Origin of the sequence: Collinsella aerofaciens (assembly GCF_001404695.1) — a bacterium.
Lineage (GTDB): Bacteria > Actinomycetota > Coriobacteriia > Coriobacteriales > Coriobacteriaceae > Collinsella > Collinsella aerofaciens_E.
This window is the reverse complement of the sequence record NZ_CZAQ01000001.1, coordinates 46131-68373: the sequence shown is the minus strand read 5'-3', so window position 1 is coordinate 68373 and position 22243 is coordinate 46131. Positions and strand designations below refer to the sequence as shown.

Annotated in this window: 21 protein-coding genes; 3 read left to right on the top strand and 18 right to left on the bottom strand. The window is 60.4% G+C overall.

Annotation, left to right across the window (positions count from 1 at the left end):
• Positions 1-2: 2 nt before the first annotated feature.
• Positions 3-587 carry a bifunctional pyr operon transcriptional regulator/uracil phosphoribosyltransferase PyrR gene (gene pyrR / locus AQ996_RS00325; protein ID WP_006236123.1) on the bottom strand — a complete coding sequence of 195 codons (585 nt, stop codon included), beginning with the start codon at positions 585-587 and terminating at the stop codon, positions 3-5.
• A gap of 452 nt (positions 588-1039) precedes the next feature.
• On the opposite strand from pyrR, the gene rpmB reads away from it, so the two are divergent.
• From rpmB to AQ996_RS00310, 3 genes are all read left to right on the top strand, one after another.
• Positions 1040-1228, top strand: coding sequence for a 50S ribosomal protein L28 (gene rpmB, locus AQ996_RS00320; protein WP_022094725.1), 189 nt, complete (start codon positions 1040-1042; stop codon positions 1226-1228).
• A gap of 311 nt (positions 1229-1539) precedes the next feature.
• The gene (gene adhE, locus AQ996_RS00315) at positions 1540-4188 is read left to right on the top strand and encodes a bifunctional acetaldehyde-CoA/alcohol dehydrogenase (RefSeq protein ID WP_055250041.1); all 2649 of its coding nucleotides are present in this window, start codon (positions 1540-1542) and stop codon (positions 4186-4188) included.
• 88 nt (positions 4189-4276) lie between these two features.
• Positions 4277-5041 (top strand): aminoglycoside phosphotransferase family protein, encoded by a 765-nt coding sequence (locus tag AQ996_RS00310; RefSeq protein WP_006236119.1) that lies wholly within the window; start codon positions 4277-4279, stop codon positions 5039-5041.
• Positions 5042-5220: 179 nt separating this feature from the next.
• On the opposite strand, the gene AQ996_RS00305 is transcribed toward AQ996_RS00310, so the two are convergent.
• The 17 genes from AQ996_RS00305 to rplS form a co-directional block, all read right to left on the bottom strand.
• Positions 5221-6942 carry a proline--tRNA ligase gene (locus AQ996_RS00305; protein WP_055250039.1) on the bottom strand — a complete coding sequence of 574 codons (1722 nt, stop codon included), beginning with the start codon at positions 6940-6942 and terminating at the stop codon, positions 5221-5223.
• Positions 6943-8025, bottom strand: coding sequence for a flavodoxin-dependent (E)-4-hydroxy-3-methylbut-2-enyl-diphosphate synthase (gene ispG / locus AQ996_RS00300; RefSeq protein WP_082435450.1), 1083 nt, complete (start codon positions 8023-8025; stop codon positions 6943-6945).
• A gap of 13 nt (positions 8026-8038) precedes the next feature.
• A complete protein-coding gene (locus AQ996_RS00295) occupies positions 8039-9400 on the bottom strand; it encodes a M50 family metallopeptidase (protein ID WP_055250035.1) in 1362 nt (453 codons plus the stop codon).
• A 25-nt stretch (positions 9401-9425) separates the two neighbouring features.
• The gene (gene dxr / locus AQ996_RS00290) at positions 9426-10613 is read right to left on the bottom strand and encodes a 1-deoxy-D-xylulose-5-phosphate reductoisomerase (RefSeq protein ID WP_055250033.1); all 1188 of its coding nucleotides are present in this window, start codon (positions 10611-10613) and stop codon (positions 9426-9428) included.
• Positions 10613-11512, bottom strand: coding sequence for a phosphatidate cytidylyltransferase (locus AQ996_RS00285; RefSeq protein ID WP_253274573.1), 900 nt, complete (start codon positions 11510-11512; stop codon positions 10613-10615). The genes dxr and AQ996_RS00285 overlap by 1 nt, the downstream gene beginning before the upstream one ends.
• 2 nt (positions 11513-11514) lie before the next feature.
• Positions 11515-12309, bottom strand: a complete 795-nt coding sequence (gene uppS / locus AQ996_RS00280; protein WP_055250031.1) for an undecaprenyl pyrophosphate synthase — start codon at positions 12307-12309, stop codon at positions 11515-11517.
• A 1-nt stretch (position 12310) separates the two neighbouring features.
• Positions 12311-12847 (bottom strand): ribosome recycling factor, encoded by a 537-nt coding sequence (frr, locus tag AQ996_RS00275; RefSeq protein ID WP_055250029.1) that lies wholly within the window; start codon positions 12845-12847, stop codon positions 12311-12313.
• Between the two features lie 2 nt (positions 12848-12849).
• On the bottom strand, positions 12850-13572 hold the full coding sequence (gene pyrH, locus AQ996_RS00270) for a UMP kinase (protein WP_035138557.1): 723 nt from the start codon (positions 13570-13572) through the stop codon (positions 12850-12852).
• Positions 13573-13690: 118 nt separating this feature from the next.
• Positions 13691-14560, bottom strand: coding sequence for a translation elongation factor Ts (gene tsf, locus AQ996_RS00265; RefSeq protein ID WP_022094736.1), 870 nt, complete (start codon positions 14558-14560; stop codon positions 13691-13693).
• Between the two features lie 45 nt (positions 14561-14605).
• Positions 14606-15334, bottom strand: a complete 729-nt coding sequence (gene rpsB / locus AQ996_RS00260) for a 30S ribosomal protein S2 (RefSeq protein WP_006236109.1) — start codon at positions 15332-15334, stop codon at positions 14606-14608.
• A gap of 219 nt (positions 15335-15553) precedes the next feature.
• Positions 15554-16462 (bottom strand): tyrosine recombinase, encoded by a 909-nt coding sequence (locus tag AQ996_RS00255; protein WP_316242502.1) that lies wholly within the window; start codon positions 16460-16462, stop codon positions 15554-15556.
• Positions 16463-16470: 8 nt separating this feature from the next.
• Complete coding sequence (gene trmFO / locus AQ996_RS00250; RefSeq protein WP_055250026.1) at positions 16471-17808, bottom strand: methylenetetrahydrofolate--tRNA-(uracil(54)-C(5))-methyltransferase (FADH(2)-oxidizing) TrmFO; 1338 nt, start codon at positions 17806-17808, stop codon at positions 16471-16473.
• Between the two features lie 14 nt (positions 17809-17822).
• Positions 17823-18755: a DNA-processing protein DprA gene (locus AQ996_RS00245; RefSeq protein ID WP_117745984.1), complete on the bottom strand. Its 933-nt coding sequence runs from the start codon at positions 18753-18755 to the stop codon at positions 17823-17825.
• On the bottom strand, positions 18755-20278 hold the full coding sequence (locus AQ996_RS00240) for a YifB family Mg chelatase-like AAA ATPase (RefSeq protein ID WP_055250022.1): 1524 nt from the start codon (positions 20276-20278) through the stop codon (positions 18755-18757). Before AQ996_RS00240 ends, AQ996_RS00245 begins: the two co-directional genes overlap by 1 nt.
• The gene (locus AQ996_RS00235; protein WP_055250020.1) at positions 20278-20763 is read right to left on the bottom strand and encodes a YraN family protein; all 486 of its coding nucleotides are present in this window, start codon (positions 20761-20763) and stop codon (positions 20278-20280) included. Before AQ996_RS00235 ends, AQ996_RS00240 begins: the two co-directional genes overlap by 1 nt.
• A 189-nt stretch (positions 20764-20952) precedes the next feature.
• On the bottom strand, positions 20953-21741 hold the full coding sequence (gene rnhB / locus AQ996_RS00230) for a ribonuclease HII (RefSeq protein ID WP_055250018.1): 789 nt from the start codon (positions 21739-21741) through the stop codon (positions 20953-20955).
• 93 nt (positions 21742-21834) lie between these two features.
• The gene (gene rplS / locus AQ996_RS00225) at positions 21835-22176 is read right to left on the bottom strand and encodes a 50S ribosomal protein L19 (protein ID WP_006236098.1); all 342 of its coding nucleotides are present in this window, start codon (positions 22174-22176) and stop codon (positions 21835-21837) included.
• Positions 22177-22243 lie beyond the last annotated feature (67 nt).

Here is a 22243-nt window from a genome sequence, read left to right as displayed (position 1 = left end):
TACTACTCACCTCCCAGCGGCGCGGAGCCCACGTGGGAACCCGGCGCGACGTCGTTAATCTCGACGGCGGTGTGGCCGTCGACTTCCTTCATATATAGGTGCACGTTCTCCTCATGCGACGAGGGAACGTTCTTGCCGACAAAGTCCGGCGAGATGGGGAGCTCGCGGTGGCCGCGGTCAACGAGGACTGCCAGCTCAATACGGCTCGGACGGCCCAAGTCCATGACGGCGTCGAGAGCGGCGCGAATGGTACGGCCCGTATACAGGATGTCGTCCACCAGCACGACGCGCTTGCCGTCGACGCTAAAGGGAATGTTGGTGGCGTGGATCGCGGGAGCGAAATTGGTAGCGTAGTCATCGCGGTAGAAGCTGATGTCGAGGCTGCCGAGCGGAACGTCGACGCCCTCGATCTCCTTGATCTCCTCGGCGAGCTTCTTTGCCAGAAGGTCGCCGCGCGTGACGATGCCGACCAGAGCGAGGTCTTCACAGCCCTCGTTGCGCTCGAGAATCTCGTGCGCGATGCGGGTCATCGCTCGATTGACGGCGGTCTCGTCCATAATGACCGCCTTGGGGGAAGTCGTGCCCATCGATCTCCTTCCTCACATGTCTTGACTGCTGACACAGTCAAAAAAATAGATGCCCGACCGCTCAAAGCGGAACCAGACACCCACAGGAAGGGCTGCTCTTTGGCAGCTATGTAATTCCATGTGGGTATCTCGTACTCCTTTAATGGTCATGGGATAGTGTAGCCAACCTCAAGCTGAATTGCGAGCATAAATACAGAGCATTCCGTAAACGGAGCCCAATGCTCAATAAACCTATATATATTTATGGGACGAGCTTGAAAACGCACACACGAGCTGGCATAATCCCCTCTGCTGCACGCAAATCGGATCTACGTCCAGGGCCGTGGCGTGGGCACTATCGCCAAAAGAGAAATATCTCTGTGTAGATTACGCACAGGGAGCTGCTTCTGTGCTATAGTTCAGGCTTGTTTGTTAACGCGACATGTTCGTTTGTCGCCCAAGGAGGGTCAGTTATGTCCAAAGTTTGCGAAGTTTGCGGTAAGCACCCCGTTGCCGGTCGCTCCATCAGCCACTCTCACCGCGTCACCAACCGTAAGTTCCGCCCCAACATCCAGCGCGTCTACGTCGTCGTCGATGGTCACCGTCGCAAGATGAACGTTTGCTCCACCTGCCTCAAGTCCGGCAAGGTTGCGCGCTCCTAAATAAGGTCTTACCAACAAGTACCTCGGACTCTCCGGGTCAAAGACCTCGCGTTCACATAGAACTTACCAAAGGCGCTCTCCCCTACGGAGGGCGCCTTTTTGCACTCATTGGGGACAGGCTTACATGAGTGAAAGCACTCATGTAAGCCTGTCCCCAATGAGTGGGGCGATGCTATAGGATAGTTTAGTTAAAACGCTTCAGTATATTGAAGCGTTTTAGTGTGCCTTTTAGAGGAATCTGACCGTTCGCCGATTAATTTCTTGCTATCATGCAAGACGTAGGGTAAATCTCCGATCGCAAGGAGACACAAATGGTGAAAAAGTCACCGGAAAACACTACTCCCGCAATTGTGGACAACGTAGAGGCGCTTGAGGCTAAGCTCGCTCAGATGCGAGAGGCCCAGGCGCTTTTTGCTACGTACACGCAGGAGCAGGTCGACAAGATCTTCTATGAGGCCGCCATGGCTGCCAACAAGGCTCGTATCCCGTTGGCGAAGATGGCCATCGAGGAGACCGGCCGCGGCGTTCTTGAGGACAAGGTCATCAAGAACCACTACGCCGCAGAGTACATCTACAACGCTTACAAGAACACCAAGACCTGTGGTGTCCTGGAGCGCGACGAGGCTTACGGCATCACCAAGATCGCCGAGCCCATCGGCATCGTGGGCGCCGTCATCCCGACGACCAACCCCACTTCTACCGCGATCTTCAAGACGCTGATCAGCCTGAAGACCCGCAACGCCATCATCATCTCCCCGCACCCGGCTGCCGCCAAGTGCACCATCGCCGCCGCCAAGCTCGTGCTTGACGCCGCCGTCAAGGCCGGTGCCCCCGAGGGCATCATCGGCTGGGTCGATGTCCCCTCCATCGAGCTGACCAACATGGTCATGCGCGACGTCGACATCATCCTCGCCACCGGTGGCCCGGGCATGGTCAAGGCCGCTTACTCCTCGGGCAAGCCCGCCCTGGGCGTTGGCGCCGGTAACACCCCGGTCGTCATCGACGACACCGCCGACGTGCTGCTCGCCGTCAACTCCATCATCCACTCCAAGACCTTCGACAACGGCATGATCTGCGCTTCCGAGCAGTCCGTGACCGTCATCGACACCATCTATGACCAGGTCAAGGCCGAGTTCCAGAAGCGCGGCTGCTACTTCGTCAAGCAGGGTGCCGAGATGGAGGCCCTGCGTGCCGCCATGTTCAAGAACGGCGCTCTCGATCACCGCATCCCCGGCATGGCTGCCGCCAAGATCGCCGAGCTCGCCGGCATCGAGGTTCCCGCCAAGACCAAGATCCTGATCGCCGAGGTCACCTCTACCGACCCCGCCAAGGAGGAGTTCTCCCACGAGAAGCTCTCCCCGGTCCTGGCCATGTACCACGCCAAGGACTTCCAGGAGGCCGTCGACAAGGCCGAGCACCTGGTGCTCGCCGGTGGCCCGGGCCACACCGCCTCTCTGTACGTGCACCCCGCCCAGGCCGAGAAGATCAGCCTGTTCGAGCACGTCATGAAGGCCTGCCGTATCGTCATCAACACCCCGTCTTCGCACGGCGGCATCGGTGACCTGTACAACTTTGGCATGAAGCCGTCTCTGACCCTGGGCTGCGGCTCCTGGGGCGGCAACTCCGTCTCCGAGAACGTTGGGGTGAAGCACTTGATCAACGTTAAGACTGTGGCCGAGCGCCGTGAGAACATGCTGTGGTTCCGCGCTCCCGAGAAGGTCTACTTCAAGAAGGGTTCCACGCCCGTCGCCCTCGACGAGCTCGGTACCGTCATGGGCAAGAAGCGCGCCTTCATCGTCACCGACCAGTTCCTCTTCAAGAATGGCAACACCCGCGCCATCGAGGCCAAGCTCGACGAGATGGGCATCGCCCACGACTGCTTCTACGACGTCGAGCCCGATCCGTCGCTGCAGTGCGCACGTCGCGGCGCCAAGCAGATGGCTCTCTTTGAGCCGGACGTCATCATCGCCGTCGGCGGTGGCTCCGCTATGGACGCCGGCAAGATCATGTGGATGATGTACGAGCACCCCGAGTGCAAGTTTGAGGACATGGCCATGGACTTCATGGACATCCGCAAGCGTATCTTCACCTTCCCCGAGATGGGCAAGAAGGCCTATTTCGTCGCCGTCCCGACCTCTTCGGGTACCGGCTCCGAGTGCACGCCGTTCGCCATCATCACCGACAAGGAGACCGGCATCAAGTGGCCGCTCGCCGACTACGCGCTGCTCCCCAACATGGCTATCGTCGACGCCGACAACTGCATGACCGCCCCGCGCGGCCTGACCGCTGCCTCCGGCATCGACGTCATGACCCACGCCATCGAGTCCTACGTCTCCATCATGGCTTCCGACTACACCAAGGGCCTCTCTGAGCGCGCTGCTAAGCTCGTCTTCGAGAACCTGCCCTCCAGCTTCACGAACGGTGCCAAGGACCCGCATGCCCGCGAGGAGATGCACAACGCCTCCTGCATGGCCGGTATGGCCTTCGCCAACGCCTTCCTGGGCCTCAACCACTCCATGGCCCACAAGCTCGGCGCTTTCCATCACCTGCCCCACGGCCTCGCAAACGCCGTCATCCTGACCCGCGTTATGCGCTACAACGCCGCCGAGGCTCCCGTCAAGATGGGTACCTTCTCCCAGTATCCTTACCCCAACGCGCTGCACAACTACGCCGAGATGGCCAAGTACTGCGGCATCGAGGGCAAGGACGACAAGGAGGTCTTCGAGAACTTCATCACGAAGCTCGAGGAGCTCAAGGACTTCATCGGCGTCAAGAAGACCATCGCCGACTACGGTGTTGACGAGCAGTACTTCCTCGACACCCTCGACGAGATGACCGAGCAGGCATTCAACGACCAGTGCACCGGCGCTAACCCGCGCTACCCGCTCATGAGCGAGATCAAGGAGCTCTACCTGGACGCCTACTACGGCCGCGAGCCTCAGGACTACGCCGTTTGCTAGTTTTAGCACGGTTTTTAACGGCGGGGGTGCACGGGTGTTTCACACACCCCCGCCGTCGCTTCTATCGCATCGTTGAAAGGATGCAACCATGCTGCTACCCGATTCCAAGACCGAGCTCGTCCGCCGTGGCAACAAGGTCGTTTACGACCTGGGCGACAAGATCGTCAAGGTCTTTAACGAGACCAAGCCTGTCTCCGACGTGTTCAACGAGGCTTTGAATCTTGCCCGCATCAATGAGTGCGGCATCCGCAGCCCCAAGGCGCTCGAGGTTTCCCAGCTCGAGAACGCCAACGGCTGGGCGCTCGTGACCGAGAAGGTTCCGGGCACCACCCTTGCCGAGAAGATGACTGCCGAGCCCCAGCGCTTTGGTGAGTACCTCGAGATGTTCGTCGACCTCCAGATCGAGATCCACGGTTACACCTCCCCGCTGCTCAACCGTCAGCGCGACAAGTTCGCCCGCATGATCGACAGCCTTGATCAGCTCAATGCCACCACGCGCTACAACCTTCAGGAGCGTCTGGACGGCATGACCAAGGAGTTCAAGGTCTGCCACGGCGACTTCAACCCCTCCAACGTCATCGTCGGCGACGACGGCCAGCTCTATGTGTGCGACTGGGCACACGCTACCCAGGGCTCCCCTGCTGCCGACGTTGCCACCACCTACCTGCTCTTTGCCCTCAACAGCAAGGACCAGGCCGAGGCCTACCTGGAGCTCTACTGCGACCGCGCCGACATGCCCATGCAGGTCGTGCGTCAGTGGACGAGCATCGTCGCCGCTTCCGAGCTCGCTCGTAAGCGCAACGTGAACGATGAGTTCCTGAAGAACTGGATCGACGTCGTCGATTATCAGTAATATCTGAGCGATTTATTTCGCATCGGAGGCACAAGGAAAAACCCCGCAGCTCATATGGGCTGTGGGGTTTCCTTTTGGCGATTGAGCACGCCGACAGGATAAAAGGAAGGCCTCGCATCTCCCCAATCTGGAGAAATGCGAGGCCTTCCCGTATATCGAACTACAAGCGGAATCGTCGATTAACGGCGGGCCGCCTTAACAAGCTCGGCAACCTTGGCGACGACCTCGTCGATAGCCACGTCCTCGCGCCCGCCCGTGGCACGGTCCTTGAGCTCGACGGTGCCGTTCTTGAGGCCACGCTTGCCGAGCACTACCTGATACGGGAAGCCCATAAGGTCGTTGTCGGCAAACTTAAAGCCGGGACGCTCGTCGCGATCGTCGACGACGACCTCGATACCCTCGGCGCACAGACCATCAACAATCTGATCGCAGACGGTAGCGCACTCCTCCTTCTTGGGATCGAGCGGAATCACCGAGACCTCGTACGGGGCAACGGAGACCGGCCAGACGATACCGTGCTCGTCGTTGTGCTGCTCCACGACGGCAGCGAGCGAGCGGGACACGCCCACGCCGTAGCAACCCATGATAAGCGGCTTCTCCTTGCCGTCCTCATCCATAAAGGTGGCACCCATAGCCTCGGAATACTTGGTGCCCAGCTGGAACACCTGGGAGACCTCGATGCCGCGGGCAGCAGAGAGCGGCTTGCCGCAGTGCGGGCAGGGATCGCCGGCAACGACGGTGACCAGATCTGCCCACTCATCGACGGTAAAGTCGCGCTCGGGGCAGGCACCGGTAAAGTGGTAGTCGGCCTCGTTGGCGCCACAGGCCCACTGCTTGGACTCGTGCAGGCTCTCGTCGCAGACCAGACGAATGCCCTCGGGCAGGTTAACAGGTCCGATAAAGCCCTTGTGCAGACCGTAGGCCTGGAGCTCCTCGTCGGTCATCATGCGATAGCCCTTGCCAAAGACGTGCTCGGCCTTGCAGTCGTTGAGCTCATGATCGCCCGGGACAATGGCCACGACGGGCTTGCCCTCGGCGTCGATGAGAGCCAGGGACTTGCGCGTGCCATTCTCGGGGAAGCCAAAGAACTTGGCGACGGCCTCAATGGTACCCATACCCGGAGTCTCGACCTTGGTGAGCGTACCGTCGCCGGGGCCCTCGGTCACAACGACCTTGGTGCTTGCCGCCTCGTCATCGGCAGCAAAGCCGCAATCGTCGCAGTAGACGAGCGAGGCCTCGCCAGCGTCAGCCAGAGCCATGTACTCGACGGAGGTATCGCCACCGATCTCGCCGGAATCGGCGACAACGGGCAGAGCCTTGATGTAGCAGCGCTCACAGATGTTAGCGTAGGCCTGCTTCATCTTGTCGTACTCCTCCTGCAGGCTCTCCTGCGTGGCAGAGAAGCTGTAGGCGTCCTTCATGATGAACTCGCGGCCGCGCATCAGGCCAAAGCGGGGACGGAACTCATCGCGGAACTTGTCCTGAATGTGGTACAGGTTGACGGGCAGTTGCTTATAGGAGCGCAGCTCGTTGCGTACAAGGGCCGTGACGGTCTCCTCGTGCGTGGGGCCTAGCACAAACTCGCGACCATGACGGTCGTCAAAGCGCACGAGTTCCTTGCCATAGGCATCGATACGGCCGGACTCACGCCACAGCTCGGCATCGACCATAATGGGCATCATGAGCTCCTGGGCGCCGGCGGCGTCCATCTCGTCGCGCACGATATTCTCGATCTTGCGGATCGAGCGCCAAGCAAGCGGCAGGTAGGAATACAGACCGGCGGCCTCCTTGCGGATCATGCCGGCACGGAGCAGCAGGCGGTGGCTGGCGAGCTCAGCGTCCGCCGGATCCTCTTTGAGCGTCGGCGCATAGAGCTTAGACATAAACATTGCTCGAGTCATTTACTTCTCCTCAATAAGTTTGTCGACCTCGGCCATCAGCGCGTCGACAATTTGATCCTCAGCTACTTTACCAATGATCTGGCCATGCGAAAAGAGCAGGCCCTGACCACGCCCGCAGGCAACACCCAGGTCGGCGTCAGATGCCTCTCCGGGGCCGTTGACCGCACATCCCATCACGGCGATCGAAAGCGACGCGGAGTAGTTCTTAAGCCGCTCGGTAACCTCCTCGGCAATGGGAATAAGGTTAACCTGGCAGCGGGCGCACGTGGGGCACGAGACAATCTCGGGGCCACGGCGACGCAGGCCCAACGACTGCAGAATACCCCAGACAACCGGCGGCTCCTCAACCGGATCAGCTGTGAGCGACACACGCATGGTGTCGCCAATGCCTTCGGAAAGCAAGATACCCAAGCCTACAGAGCTCTTGATGGTGCCCTGGAGCTTGGTACCGGCCTCCGTAACGCCCAGATGAAGCGGAACGTGTGGAATCTCACGCGACAGGGCTCGATAGGTATCGAGCGTCGTCTGTACGCTATGGGCCTTGGCGGAAAGCACAATGTTGGTAAACCCACGATCCTCAAAGTGCCGCACAAAGCGCTCGCTAGACATCACGAGCTTTTCGGGCTGCGTGAGGTCATCGCGCTCGGCGATATCCTGCTCAAGCGAGCCCGCGTTCACGCCAATGCGAATCGCGCACCCAGCGGCACCCGCAGCATCAATCACCGCGTCAACCTTGGCCCAATCGCCGATATTGCCGGGATTGATGCGAAGCTTGGCGGCACCAGCCTCGACGGCGCCGATGGCGAGTTTATGGTTAAAGTGAATATCGGCAACGATCGGCACCGGAGACTCGGCACAGATGGTGCGAAAACCCTCAAGCGCGGCCTCGGTGGGCACGCTCACGCGCACGATATCGCAGCCAGCCTGCGCCAACGCGCACACTTGCGCAAGCGTTGCCTGGGCATCAGCGGTATCGGTGCAGGTCATGGACTGAACCACGACCGGAGCGCCGCCACCGATCTGCACGCCGCCCACATGCACGGGGCACGTCAACTCGCGAGGCAAAGGATGGGATAAAGACAATCCAAACACTCCCCTACAGGATAAATCGAAGGATGTCGGAACGAAGCATATAGACAAACAGCAGCACAAAGAGCGCGATGCCCACATAGCTCACAATCGTCTGGACCTTGAGCGGAAGCTCGCGGCCAGCAATCTTTTGAATGATCTCGATGACCAGCTTGCCGCCATCGAGTGGTGGGATGGGCAGCAGGTTCATAAAGCCAAGCGAGAACGAAATGAGGGCGGCAAACGAAAGGAACGTGGCAGGGCCGGCAGCAGCAGCCTGTGAGGACATAACGCTAATGCCCACGATCGAAGAAGACTGATCGAGAATCTCCATCGTATGCTGCGGCTGGAGCAGGCGCATCACGCCCTCCGCTGTCTGCACGACATAGGAGAACGAAAGTCGAGCCGACGTGATGGGGTCTAAACGGACCACCTGCGTAGAGGCATACACACCTAGGCGCTCGTCCTCTTTGAGCGCAACCGCGGTCGAATGCTGCTTGCCGTCACGCTCGTACTCGATGGCGATATCGTCCTTACCGGCAGCCTTACCGATGGCATCGTAAACGTCCATCCAGGTAGAGCACGATACTCCGTCAACCGAAAGGATCGCGTCGCCGCCCTCGATACCCGCCTTGGCGGCAATAGACCCCTCGTCAACCTGACCGATCACGTTGGTATCCATCGGCACGGTGACACCCGCAATAGAGTAGATGCTCATAAGCAGCAAAAAGCCCGTCAGGATATTGACGAGAATGCCCGCGAGCAGCATAAAGGCGCGCTTGAGAAAGCCCTGGCCAAGATAGGTGTGCGAACGCTCTTGTGCAAGGAACTCGGCCTCGCCGCACGGCAGCTCCCACGCATCGCCCTCGGCAGTTGAATGTTCGCGATCGAAACGGCGGCCGTCAAAGGTGGTGTAACCCGCCGCATCTCGCGGCAGCGTCTGATACTTGGTGGGATAGTAGCTCGGCGAGGGCTTCTCCCCTTCCTCATACCAGGGTGCGATGGAGCCCCAGCCAAGCAACAGGGCGCATGCCTCAAGCACATCCTCCTCGGAAAGCTCGAGCTCGACAGCAAGGTCGGCCACGGTCACGCGACCATGACGATAGATAGCCGCGAGCACGCGATCGGCACACGAGACGTCGGTCGGATCCATACCGCAGATGGCAGCGTAGCCACCCAGCAGCAGCGGGGTCACGCCAAACTTGGTTCCAATGCGACGCGACGTGTAATGAATGTCAAAGCGGCACGGCAGGCCCAAAAAGAACTCGGTCACACGGACGCAGCAGGCACGCGCCGCCAAAAAGTGGCCGCCCTCGTGCAAAAACACGAGGACGGAAAGCATCAGCAGGCCCCAAAAGACCGATGAGAGAACGCTCAGAACAGTATCCATAAAACGAAAAAGCAATCCTTATGGGTTAGGAACGGGTTGCGGCGAGCACCTGCGCAGCCTTTTCACGCGCCCACGCATCGATGTCGCGAAGCTGCTCAAACGAATCGACCGCCTGCATATCGTGGGCATCCATGCAGGATTCCACAATGCGATCGATATCGGTAAAGCTGCAGCTATCGTGCAGGAAGGCATCGACGGCAACCTCGTTGGCGGCATTGAGCACGCACGGCATGGTGCCGCCCGTCTTGCCGGCACGCTCGGCCAGTGCCAGACAGCGGAAGGTATCCATGTCGGCAGCATCAAACGTGAGCTGCCCCAGCTCGCGAAAATCGATACGAGGCGCCGGGGTATCCCAACGCTCGGGATACGAGAACGCGAACTGGATGGGAATACGCATGTCGGAAGCACCGAGATGCGCCATCACGGAGCCGTCGGCAAACTCGACCATAGAGTGAATCTTGGACTGACGCTGCACGACCACGTTAATGAAATCGAGGTCGCAGTTAAACAGGTGCATGGCCTCGATGCGCTCCAGGCCCTTGTTCATGAGGGTGGCGGAGTCGATGGTGATCTTGGCACCCATGGCCCACGTGGGATGTGCGAGGGCATCGGCACGCGTCACGCGATTGAGCTCGTCGCGCGTGCGGCCAAAGAACGGACCGCCCGAGCAGGTGAGCCAAATACAATGAGCCTCGCGTGGGTTCTCCCCCAGATAGCACTGGTAGATGGCGGAGTGCTCAGAGTCAACTGGAATAAGCTGGCCCGGTTGCGCCAACGGCATAAGCAAGTCGCCACCGACGACGAGGGACTCCTTGTTGGCAAGGGCAAGACGCTTATTCGAGGTCAAGGCCGCATGGCTCGCTTCGAGCCCGGCAGCGCCCACAATGGCAACAAGCACACAGTCGACATCATCGCGACGTGCGAGCTCACAAACCGCCTGCGCACCAACACCGAGCTCCGTGCCCTCGGGCAGCTCCTGCAGCACGGCGTCCGCACCGTGGGCGGAGTCGGCCACGGCAACGGCCGGAACCGAGAACTCGCGGGCGGCGGCAACGAGCTCCGAGGTGCTGGAATTGACGGACAGCGCCGTTACCTGCAGTCGATCGGCATGCTGACGGCACACGTCGAGTGCCTGCGTGCCGATAGAGCCCGTACAACCCAGGATGGCAACACGAAGGCGTCCATCGGAGCCATACGTCGTCTGGAATGACATTACAGCACGCCCCCGATCATCAAAAGCAGCTGCGCGGTAATGCAGCCAAAGATAAGCGAGTCGCTACGGTCGAGCATGCCGCCATGGCCCGGGATAAGGTTGCCGGAATCCTTGACGCCCACGCCACGCTTGATGCGCGACTCAATGAGGTCGCCGATAACGCCCAGGATGGACACGACCAAGCCGCACAGCAGCGCATAGGGCAGGCTGAGTTTGTAGAAGTGCGTCGCCCACAGGATGAGCCAAATCAAAACCGAGCCCAGAATGCCGCCGACAAATCCCTCCCAGCTCTTTTTAGGAGAGATCTTGGGAACCATCTTGTGCTTGCCGATACGGCTGCCCACGATGTAGGCAAACGAATCGGAGACCCAAAGGGACGCGCAAACGCCCACCGAAAGCAAGGCGCCGGCAAAACCGGGCACGGCATCGCGCAGCAGCACGATAGCCGACAGCATAAAGCCAGTGTAGATGGGACCCATGAGCGTCACGGCCACATCAGAGATGCGGGTACGCGGCGACCAGACATACCAAATGCCCACAGCGAGCATCAGGGCAAAAAGCAGGGCATTCAGCAACATCGAATCGCCCAACGCCGACAGCGGAAAGAGTACGGCGGCAGCGATACCCATGCGCTCGTTAGCCATCTTGCCATCGAGCCTCGTCATACGGAAAAACTCATAGCAGCACAGACCGCTCATGACAGAAACAAAGATGGCCGTGGGCACGATACCCAAAACCAGGCACAGGATAAAGACAACGGCGTAAACGATACCGGCGGCGGCACGGGTGATAAAGCCCGCAAGCCACGAACCGGTGCCATTCTTCGCTGCGGGCGCTCCCGCAGCGACAGCCTTGCGCTCAGATGTCTTGGGAGCAGTTGCCTTGGGACGATCGGACACGATTAAGCCTCCTCGGTCTTGCTCAGACCACCAAACCTACGGTCACGGCCCTGATAGGCCAAAATGGCGTCGACAAGGCCCCAACGATCAAAGTCGGGCCAATAGGTATCGGTGACGTAGAATTCGGAATAAGCCACCTGCCACAGCAGATAGTTCGAAAGGCGCAGCTCACCAGAAGTGCGAATCACAAGCTCAGGATCGGGAAGGCCGGCGGTATAGAGGTGGGAAGCCACCATGTCGTCATCAATTGCGGCAGGATCGATCTTACCGGCGGCAGCGTCGAGTGCGATCTGACGGACAGCGCGGGTAATCTCGGCACGCGCGCCGTAGTTGACGGCAAGCGCCAGCGTCATGCCGGTGTGATCGGCGCACTCAGCAAGACCGCGTTCAAAAACGTCGCGGGTCTTCTTGGGCAGCGCGGAAATGTCACCCAAAAAGACAACGCGCACGTTTTCGCGCTTCAGAAGCGGCAGCTCGTCGATGAACGTCTTGGCAAACAGGTGCATCAGAACGTTGACTTCGTGCTGAGGGCGATTCCAGTTTTCGGTCGAAAACGCATAGGCAGAAAGCACGTCGACGCCCAGACGCACGCAGGCGGTAATAATCTCACGAAGGGAGACGATACCCGCCTTGTGGCCCTCAGTGCGCGCAAGACCGCGCGACGTGGCCCAGCGACCGTTGCCGTCCATGATGCACGAGATATGGTGCGGAATGTTATTGAGGTCAAGGTCGGAAAAACCGACGCCCGCAGGGGCGTCGGCAAAGTACTCGACCAGTTTATGCTCGTCGTAGTGCACCTTAGATCTCCATGACCTCGGCTTCTTTTTCCTTCAGAAGCTCCTCGACCTTGGCGACATACTCATCGGTGTGCTTCTGGACCTTGGCCTGCTCGCGACGGACATCGTCCTCGGTGAGCTCCTCATCGCGCTCGAGCTTGTTGTTGAAGTCACGACGGATGTTACGGATAGACACCTTGGCCTGCTCGGCGTACTCGCGGCACTCCTTGACGAGCTCGCGACGGCGCTCCTCAGTGGGAGCCGGGAACGGAAGACGAACGACGGTGCCATCGGAGTTGGGGGTAATACCCAGATCGGAAGCGCCGATGGCCTTGACGATAGCATTGATGAGTGCCTTGTCCCACGGCTCGATGAGCAGCATGTGGGCCTCGGGGGTCTTGACGGCGGCAACCTGCGTGACCGGCGTGGGAACACCGTAATAATCGACGGTGATGTCGGACAGAATGTTGGCATTGGCGCGGCCGGTACGGACCTTGGAGAAGTTATGCTTGAGGGACTCGAGCGACTTGTCCATATGGGCGGTGATGTTATCTGCCATGCTTAATCCTCCTGATAGACGAGCGTGCCGACGGGCTCACCCGAAAGCGCGCGCTTGACGGTGTCCTCGCCATCGATGTTGAGGACCAAAATCGGCATACGGTTATCCTGGCACAGTGCCGTAGCCGTGGAATCCATAACCTGCAGACCGCGGACGAGAACCTCGTGATAGGTAATCTTGTCAAAACGGACGGCATCGGCGCACTTGACGGGATCCTTGTCGTAGATGCCGTCAACCTTGGTGGCTTTAATCAGAATCTCGGCGCCGATCTCGCACGCACGAAGAGCCGCGGCGGTGTCGGTCGTAAAGTACGGATTGCCCGAACCGGCGGCAAAAATAACGACGTTGCCCTTGGAAAGGTGGTTGATGGCGCGACGGCGAATATAGGGCTCGCAGATCTCGTTCATCTGGATAGCGCTCATCACGCGGCAGGGAACATCGTTATGCTCGAAGGCATCCTGCAGGGCGAGCGCGTTCATAACGGTTGCCAGCATGCCCATGTAGTCGGCCTGAGCACGCTCCATGCCACCGGCAGCGCCGGCCATGCCGCGGAAAATATTGCCGCCGCCGACAACGACGCCGACCTCATGGCCAACGGCGAGCAGCTCCTTGACCTGCTTGGCAAGATGGTCGGTAACCTTGGGGTCGATGCCATATTGGCCGTCGCCCATCAGCGCTTCGCCGGAAAGCTTAAGAAGCACGCGTTTATATCGGATGTCGGACAAAGCGATCCTCCTTTAGATTGAACTCTCAACATTCTATCAAAGGCTCTAAGAAGAGCCATGAAAAAGCAGGCTGTGAGTAAAACCCACAGCCTGCTCATTACCAGCTACAAGAGCTTATTTACTCGCCACGGACCAGACGGTCAAAGGCAACGACGGTAATGGTGTCGCCGAGCTCCTTGGAGACCTGCTCTGCGTACTTCTTGATGGTGAGGGAGCTGTCCTTGATGAACTCCTGCTCGGTGAGCACGGACTGCTTGTAGAACTTCTCCAGACGGCCGACAGCCATCTTCTCCTGAATGGCCTCGGGCTTGCCGGACTCGGCAGCCTGAGCCATGTAGATCTGCTTCTCGTGCTCGACGGTCTCGGCCGGAACCTGATCGCGGGTAGCGCAGATCGGGGCGACAGCGGCAACCTGAAGGGCAACGTCGTGAGCGAAGGTCTTGAAGGATTCAGCCTGAGCGGTCTCAGCCTTCTCGAAGGCGAACTCGACGAGGACGCCGATCTTACCACCCATGTGGATGTAAGAAGCGAGCGCGCCGTTCTCAGCCTTGCGGGCAGCGAAGCGGGAGATCTTCATGTTCTCGCCCATGATGTGAATCATCTCGGTGAGCTCGGAGGAAACGGTCTCCTCGCCCATCGGCTTCTCGAGCAGAGCGTCGACGTCAGCAGGCTCGGTGGTAGCGACAACCTCAGCGACCTTGGAAGCAAAGCCGGTGAACTTGGCGTTAGAGCCAACGAAGTCGGTCTCGCAGGAGAGCTCGAGCAGAGCGCCGGTCTTGCCATCCTCGGAGACGAACGCGGCGACAGCGCCCTCGTTGGTCTCACGGCCAGCCTTCTTGGCAGCCTTGGCAAGGCCGTTCTTACGCAGAACGTCGACAGCGGCGTCCATGTCGCCGTCAGCCTCGACGAGAGCCTTCTTGCACTCCATCATCGGGGAGTCGGTCATCTCGCGGAGCTGCTTGACCATAGCGGCGGTAATCTGGGCCATTGTGGTTCCTTTCAAAGAGATGAAAAAGAATTAACTAAGACTGATTTACTCGGCCTTGGGCTCAGCGGCCATCTCGGCCTCGGAGACCTGCTCCTTACCAGAGCCAGCGAGGCAGGCGTCAGCCATGAGCTCGCACATAAGGGTGACAGCGGAGATAGCGTCATCGTTGCAGGGGATGCCGTACTCGACCTCGTCGGGATCGGAGTTGGTGTCGATCAGGGCGACGACGGGGATGTTCAGGCGCTGAGCCTCCTTGATGGCGTTCTCCTCGCGCTTGGTGTCGATGACGAAGAGAGCCTGGGGCAGACCCTTCATGTCGCGGGCGCCACCGAGGTTGGTCTGGAGCTTGGTGAGCTCCTTGCCGAGCACAGCCTGCTCCTTCTTGGGGAGGACTGCCATGCGGCCGTCCTCGACCATGGCCTCGAGCTCCTCCATGCGGTTGATGCGGGAGCGGATGGTGACGAAGTTGGTCAGCATACCGCCGAGCCAACGCTGGTTGATGTAGGGCATGTTGGCGCGCTCAGCAGCGTTCTTGACGGCCTCCTGAGCCTGCTTCTTGGTGCCGACGAACAGCACGTTGCCACCCTTGGCGACGTTCTTGACGAAGGTGTAGGCCTGGTCGGCGTCGAGGATGGTCTGCTTGAGGTCGAGGATGTAGATGCCGTTGCGCTCACCGAAGATGAACGGCTTCATCTTGGGGTTCCAGCGACGGGTCTGGTGACCAAAGTGGCAGCCGGCCTCGAGCAGGGTGCGGATATTAATCTTGGTAGCCATGTTAAACCTCCTGTGGTTTGCCTCCGCGCGGGGTCATCCTCCAAAACCAACCCGGACATGTGCTACCAAAGCCCGGGCACCACGGTATGAAGTAGCCGCGCGTGCGTGATAAATACATGTTGCCGTGAAGCAACCCGATGAATGATAGCAGGAATGCATCTTCGTGCCAACCCGCAATCAAAACCACACACCTGAGTGCGGCGCGGGACGTCCCAGCCACTATTCGCCTCGGGGATGGGCTTGAGCCACGGCACGTTTGAGCCGATCGGGCGTGAGATGCGTGTAGATCTGCGTCGTGGACAGGCTCGCATGACCCAGCAGCTCTTGAACCGAGCGCAGGTCCGCGCCGCCCTCGAGCAAGTCGGTCGCAAAGGTATGGCGCATCGCATGCGGGGCGATGTCGGCCGGAATGCCGGCGAGCGTCGCCAGCATATGAAACCGCCGCCTGAGCATGGCGGCACTCATGCGATTACCGCGCGCCGATATAAGCAGCGGATGCGGCCCGGTAGCGGGGTCACGACGCTTTGCCTGAGCGAGCAACTCCGGCCTCCCCTCCTCAATATAGAGACGCGTCGCCTCGAGCGCACGACGATACAGAGGGACGATACGCTCCTTGCTCCCCTTGCCCCACAGGCGCAGCGTGCGCTCGGACCATGAGATGGATTCCACATTGAGCGCCGCAAGCTCTGAGATGCGGGCACCCGAGGCATAGAGCAACTCGAGCATCGCCGCATCGCGCAGTCCCGCGGGTGTTGAGGTATCAGGCGTCTTGAGCAGCGCCTCGACCTGCTGGGTCGTAAGGACGCCCGGCAGGTCACGCGGCAGCTTGGGCGACGCGATCGCCGAGACCGCATCGCCCTCGACAATCCCCTCGGCAGCCATCCAGCGATAGAGAGATCGGATAGCCGACAGGTGCGCCGCAAGCGTTCGGGGAGCCACCTGCTCACGCGAAAGCTCAGCAAGATAGCGACGAATGGTGCGCACGTCGGCAGCGAAAGCATCAATATCCTCGCGCTCGCACCAGGCAGCAAAGCGCTCCAGTCTCGAGCCATAGGCCGTCACCGTGTTGGGAGAAAGCCCCTCAACGCGTGCGATATAGGCGATAAAAGAGTCGACGGTGTCGTACAGGTCAAAGGCTATGACCGGTCGCCTCCAAACAAGTCGGAACGCGTGGCCAAGTAGGCATCGAGGGCCTCGAGCGCACGGTCCGCATAGGCCTGATAGCGGTCGCGCTTGCTGCGGCGCTTACCGTCCTCGAGCGGCGGCACCAGGCCAAAGTTGACATGCATGGGCTGATAGCCCACGGTGGCAGGATCGGTCGCATAGCCCACGAGCGCACCCAGGGCGCCCACGCGGGGCAACTCGACGGAATCGGCGCCGATAGCCTCTGCATAGGTGTTGAGCGCCGCGAGCAGACCGGTCGCCACGGCTTCCATGTACCCCTCGGTGCCGGTGATCTGACCGGCCAGGCGCACGCCGGTACCGGGCACGGCAAAGGTGCCATCGAGCACGTGCGGGGCGTCGACAAAGGTATTGCGGTGCATGACACCGTAGCGGAAGAACTCAGCGTTCTCCAGGCCCGGCACCATATGGAAGACGCGCTTCTGCTCGCCAAAGGTCAGGTTGGTCTGGAAGCCCACCAGGTTATAGGCGGTCTTCTCCTTGTTCTCGGCACGCAGCTGAATCGCCGCCCAAGGGCGACGTCCGGTACGCGGGTCGGTGAGGCCGACGGGCTTCATGGCGCCAAAGCGAATGGCGTCCTTGCCGGTGCGCGCAACCTCCTCGGCAGGCTGGCAGGCCTGGAACAGATCGCCGCCCTCAAAGTCCTTGAGCACCACGCGGTCGGCCGTGGTAAGCGCCTCGATAAAGGCCTCGTACTCTTCCTTGTTGAGCGGAGCGTTGAGATAGTCGCCGCTCCCCTGCTCCTCGTAGCGCGACTGCGAGAACAGCACGTCCATATCGAGCGTGGAGGCATCGACGATCGGCGCCGCGGCATCGAAGAACGCAAGGGCGTCGCCACCGACAAGCTTCACGACCTCTTCGCTCAACGCCGGCGAGCACAAGGGGCCGGCGGCAATGACCACGTGACCTTCGGGAATCTGCGTGACCTCGCCGTGAACGATCTCGATATTGGGACGGGCGGCAACCTCGTCCTCGACAAGCTCGGAAAACTTGACGCGGTCGACCGCCAGGGCGCCACCAGCGGGAACAGCAGCGCGATGGGCGCAGTCGAGCAGGACTGAACCCATGCGCTCAAGCTCGGCCTTCAGCAAACCAGCCGCGGAATCCGGACGGGTCGACTTAAACGAATTGGAGCAGACGAGCTCTGCCAGGTGATCGGTATGGTGAGCCGGGGAGCTCACCTGGGGGCGCATCTCGCACAGCTTTACGGCAAACCCGCGGTCTGCCAGCTGGATCGCGCATTCCGAACCCGCCAGACCGCCACCGATAACCGTCACCTGATCGAACTGCATCTGCAAACACCTTTCTAATTGACACGTTTTCCATTGTGACCGAAGGGCGTCTGGGCGTGAAGGGCAAACTTGGAGGGCGCATACCTTCCATCCATCATGCGCTCGATAAGGCCCTCGAGTTCAAGCGAACCCAAGAGTTTGAGTACGCCGACAGCATCGAGTGAGACGAGCGCCGCGATGTCGTCGACCTTGAGCGGAGAGGCGATGAGCGCATGCATCACGGTCTGCTGTGTTGGATTCAGGTCGGCAATGCCGGGAGCATCGGGGCGCGAGTAGCGCAGGGTGCCGTATATGCGAGAGATAGCCATCTCGATGGACTCCTCGTCGACAATGCAGCAGGCACCGTTCGCAATGAGGTAATTCGTGCCACGCGACTCGGGCGATAGGATCGACCCCGGCACGGCAAGAAGTTCGCGCCCCAAATCCATAGCAGCCTCGGCTGTAGAAAACGTCCCGGAAGGCATACCCGCCTCGGATACAAAGAGGGCTTGCGACAGGGCCGCGATCACGCGATTGCGACGCGGAAAGGCAAACTTGCGCGGACCCATGCCCCACGGAGAGATCGACACGACCGCGCCGCCCGTATCGAGCGTGCGCGTAATAAGCCCCGCGCTCGAACGCGGGTAGACCACGTCGGCGCCCGTCCCCAGCACCACGACGTGTTTGCCGCCGGCGTTGACCGCAGCCCAACCCGAGGCCTGGTCACAACCGACTGCACCGCCCGAAACTACCGTCACTCCCGCCTCAACCGCCACCTTCGCCGCAAGCTCTGCCACGGCAAGACCATACGGCGAGGCCTTTCGCGCACCGATGATGGAGAGCGCGGGCGTCGAAAGCGCCTCGGGGTTGCCGCGCACATAGAGCGTCTGAGGTACATCAGAAAGCTCCAAAACGGTCTCGGGATACAACGCGTCACCTGGATGCAGCTCGAAGGTCCCCTCAGCCATCATTGGTCCCTCCTTCCCTGGTACATCGCCGCCTCGAGCACGTGGTCCTGCGTCACCTGCTCGCTCTCGGCGACATCTGCGATCGTGCGCGCAATGCGAACAAGGCGCACGATGCCACGCCCTGTGAGATGCGTGCGCTTCGACAGGCCGAGCACACACTTCTCCGCCGCATCATCGAGCTCAAAGGTCGAAACGACGCCGTCAATGGACCGAGTCTCGTCATCCTCGGCCTCGGCATCCGCATCGTCCATGCGGGATTCGCGCCAAGCGCGAAAGGCGCGACCGCGCACAACGTAGTCACGTAACTCGGCCGACGACATGCCCTCCGCACCCTCGATAATCACTTGAGGGTCGGGACGGGTCACATCGATCATCATGTCGATACGGTCGGCCAAAGGACCGCGCAGTTTAGACCGATAGCGCTCGACCATCGCCGCCGAGCAGCGACACGGCACCTCGCGATCGCCCAAAAAGCCGCAGGGGCAGGGATTGCTCGCAGCCAGCAGCTGAAAGCGCGACGGGAAGGTAAAAGCCCCGTCGACGCGTACGATCCTCACGTAGCCGCGCTCGATGGGCTGACGCAGCGTCTGCAGCACGCCAGTGGGAAACTCGGCAAGCTCGTCCAAAAAGAGCACGCCGCCATGAGCAAGGCTGATCTCACCCGGGTGCACCGGGCGCCCGCCGCCGATAAGGCCTGCGGTCGAAATACTGTGGTGGGGACTGCGGAAGGGGCGGTGCCCCGCCAACAAGCCATCAATGTTCTCACCCAAAACCGAATGGATGCACAGTGCCTCCTGCTGATCCTCAACGGAAAGCTCGGGCAGGATGCCGGTCATACGGCGTGCGAGCATCGTCTTGCCCGATCCCGGAGACCCGATCATGAGCAAGCCGAGTTCTCCTGCCGCCGCAAGCGCCATGCCGCGTTTAGCGACTTCCTGCCCCAGCACGTCTGCATAGTCGAGCTCGGGCTCAAAGGTCGCCTCGACACCCTCGGAATCCAAGTAGTGCCGTGCGGCATCGCCCATGCCATGAGCAAGCTGAGACAGATGGTCGATAAAGCCGCAATCTACGCCCGCGAGTGGCACATGCTGGTCGGACCTGCCGGCGATAAAAGACAGCCCCATGTCGCGAGCCAATAGCTGAAACGCCACCTCGCCCTTGACGGGAAGCACCGTACCGTCCAGACCAAGCTCACCTGCGATAAGGCAGCGATCGAGGTTGTCACGGGGAATCTGCTCATCGGCCGCTAGAACCGCGATGGCGATGGGCAGGTCAAAGCCGCTACCGGTCTTGCGGATATCGCCGGGTGCCAGGTTAACGGTAATGCCCGAGCGCGGGATCTCGAACCCGGCGGAGCGCATCGCGCAGCGAATACGACCGCGTGACTCCATCACCTCCATACTCGGAATGCCGAGCATCTGGATGCCCGGAACGCCACCGGCAAGCGAGACCTCGACCGTGACGTGAATCGCCTCGACGCCGCGGATGCAGGCCGCGTGAACGGCAAACGTCTCGAACGCCATCACGACACCTGCCAATCGAACGCGTTGTACTGATGCTCGATCTCGGCGATATGCCCGCCGCGGATGGTGACACCCACAGCATCGAAGCGAATCGCCTTGAGCGGATAATGCTCCATGAGATAGCAACTTGCGATGCGGCGGTAGCGGCGTTGCTTTTGGGCGTCCACGGCCTCCTCGGGAAAGACCCGCGTGGTGCAATCCAGCGAAACGCGTCTGGTCTTGACCTCGGCCATCACCACGACATCGTCGAGCTCATCGAGCAGCACCAGATCGGCCTCGCCCTCGGTGCAACGATAGCCCTGCTCCAGCAAGGTGTAGCCGCGCTCGTTAAAGTAGTCGATGGTGATCAGCTCGCCCAGCATGCCTAGCTCGCGGGGACTGAGTCCCTTGATAAACTCGGGCGTCATCGCCCCGGAGTCGAGCTCGCCGTTTTCCCAACGCTCCTTGAGCTGCTGCGTCTTGCTCTTTTTGCTTGCGGCACTCATGGGGTCTCCTTTCCCGCACACTGCATTGCCCCGATGATGAGGGCACCTTTCATGCGGGTAAGTACCGGAAGCAAACCAAAAGCTGACCAAATGCCGTCAAAAAACGGGCCGTACGCAACAATGGTGTTGCATACGGCCCGCTACCAGCAGGTTTATAAAACCCCAGAGGTCCATGTCTCCACAATTGGCCTAGAAAAGGCGCTCAGTCTGCAGAAAGTTTCCGCAAAAGCTCACGCGGTGCAGCGGACAAAGTCCATGTTTGCGAATGGCCTCGATGTGCTCGGGGCTCGCATAGCCCTTCGACTCGGCCAGATGGTACTCGGGATACTCGGCGTCGTACTCGACCATCATCTCGTCACGCGTGACCTTGGCCATGATGGACGCCGCGGCGATGCAGGCGATCTTGGCATCGCCCTTCACCACATCGCGCTCGTTAGGAACGGCGCCCAAGGGGTTGCCATCCATAAGCACGCAATCGGGCTCGAGCCCCGTATCGGCCACGGCGCCCGCAACGGCGGTACGGATAGCACGGGCCATGCCCATCTCATCGATATCCTTAGGCGCGATATGGCAAAAACCGATCGCCGTCGCCACCTCGGCAATCTTCACTGAGAGCAACTCGCGGCGCGCCGGCGTGAGCTTTTTGGAATCGTTGATGCCCCAGACGCGCGGCTCCATAGGAAGGCAGACAGCGCATACCGTCAAAGGACCGGCCACCGATCCGCGACCCACCTCGTCGACACCAACGACCACTCCATCGCCGCCAAGCTCATGCATAAGCTCGTACATGTCATTGACGCGCTCGCGCTCGGCAAGCTCTTTGGCATGGCGTTTGAGGGCGCGTTCGCAAGCCTTGATCACCTGCTGGCGCGGGTCCTCGCGATAATGCTCCACGAGGGCGGGAATCTCCTCAAACGTGGCGCTCGCCAACTCACCGGCAACCTGCGATGCCGAAACCGAGCTCGTCATGTTGGCCATACCAGGCCCTCCTTGCATGCAAATCAGATAAAAAGAAGGGCCACCCGAAGGTGACCCTTGTGTCCAAACGAGTGGACAGACGCTGCGATCTTCTTAGCGCTTCTCGGGGATGCGAGCAGCCTTGCCCACCTTGTCGCGGAGGTAGTACAGCTTGGCGCGACGGACGCGACCATGACGAACGACCTCGAGCTTGGCGATCTTGGGGCTGTGAAGCGGGAAGGTACGCTCAACACCGACACCGAAGGACATCTTGCGGACGGTGAAGGTCTCGCGGGCACCGGCGCCGGCCATGCGGATGACGTCGCCCTGGAAGACCTGGATGCGCTCGCGGTCGCCTTCCTTAATGCGGTAGTGAACCTTGACGTTGTCGGCGACGCGAACCTGAGGAATGTCCTCGCGGATCTGCTGACGCTCGATTGCGCGGATGTAATCCATGTGCAATTCCTTACTCTTCTAGAGGTGCCGTACCACCATGGCCGGCACGTAGTTGAACAAACGTATT

Excerpts from the sequence above, each read along its gene's own strand:
- pyrR (WP_006236123.1), bottom strand. The coding sequence starts at position 587 with ATGGGCACGACTTCCCCCAAGGCGGTCATTATGGACGAGACCGCCGTC.
- rpmB (WP_022094725.1), top strand. The coding sequence starts at position 1,040 with ATGTCCAAAGTTTGCGAAGTTTGCGGTAAGCACCCCGTTGCCGGTCGC.
- adhE (WP_055250041.1), top strand. The coding sequence starts at position 1,540 with ATGGTGAAAAAGTCACCGGAAAACACTACTCCCGCAATTGTGGACAAC.
- AQ996_RS00310 (WP_006236119.1), top strand. The coding sequence starts at position 4,277 with ATGCTGCTACCCGATTCCAAGACCGAGCTCGTCCGCCGTGGCAACAAG.
- AQ996_RS00305 (WP_055250039.1), bottom strand. The coding sequence starts at position 6,942 with ATGACTCGAGCAATGTTTATGTCTAAGCTCTATGCGCCGACGCTCAAA.
- AQ996_RS00295 (WP_055250035.1), bottom strand. The coding sequence starts at position 9,400 with ATGGATACTGTTCTGAGCGTTCTCTCATCGGTCTTTTGGGGCCTGCTG.
- dxr (WP_055250033.1), bottom strand. The coding sequence starts at position 10,613 with ATGTCATTCCAGACGACGTATGGCTCCGATGGACGCCTTCGTGTTGCC.
- frr (WP_055250029.1), bottom strand. The coding sequence starts at position 12,847 with ATGGCAGATAACATCACCGCCCATATGGACAAGTCGCTCGAGTCCCTC.
- tsf (WP_022094736.1), bottom strand. The coding sequence starts at position 14,560 with ATGGCCCAGATTACCGCCGCTATGGTCAAGCAGCTCCGCGAGATGACC.
- rpsB (WP_006236109.1), bottom strand. The coding sequence starts at position 15,334 with ATGGCTACCAAGATTAATATCCGCACCCTGCTCGAGGCCGGCTGCCAC.
- trmFO (WP_055250026.1), bottom strand. The coding sequence starts at position 17,808 with ATGCAGTTCGATCAGGTGACGGTTATCGGTGGCGGTCTGGCGGGTTCG.
- AQ996_RS00245 (WP_117745984.1), bottom strand. The coding sequence starts at position 18,755 with ATGGCTGAGGGGACCTTCGAGCTGCATCCAGGTGACGCGTTGTATCCC.
- AQ996_RS00240 (WP_055250022.1), bottom strand. The coding sequence starts at position 20,278 with ATGGCGTTCGAGACGTTTGCCGTTCACGCGGCCTGCATCCGCGGCGTC.
- AQ996_RS00235 (WP_055250020.1), bottom strand. The coding sequence starts at position 20,763 with ATGAGTGCCGCAAGCAAAAAGAGCAAGACGCAGCAGCTCAAGGAGCGT.
- rnhB (WP_055250018.1), bottom strand. The coding sequence starts at position 21,741 with ATGGCCAACATGACGAGCTCGGTTTCGGCATCGCAGGTTGCCGGTGAG.
- rplS (WP_006236098.1), bottom strand. The coding sequence starts at position 22,176 with ATGGATTACATCCGCGCAATCGAGCGTCAGCAGATCCGCGAGGACATT.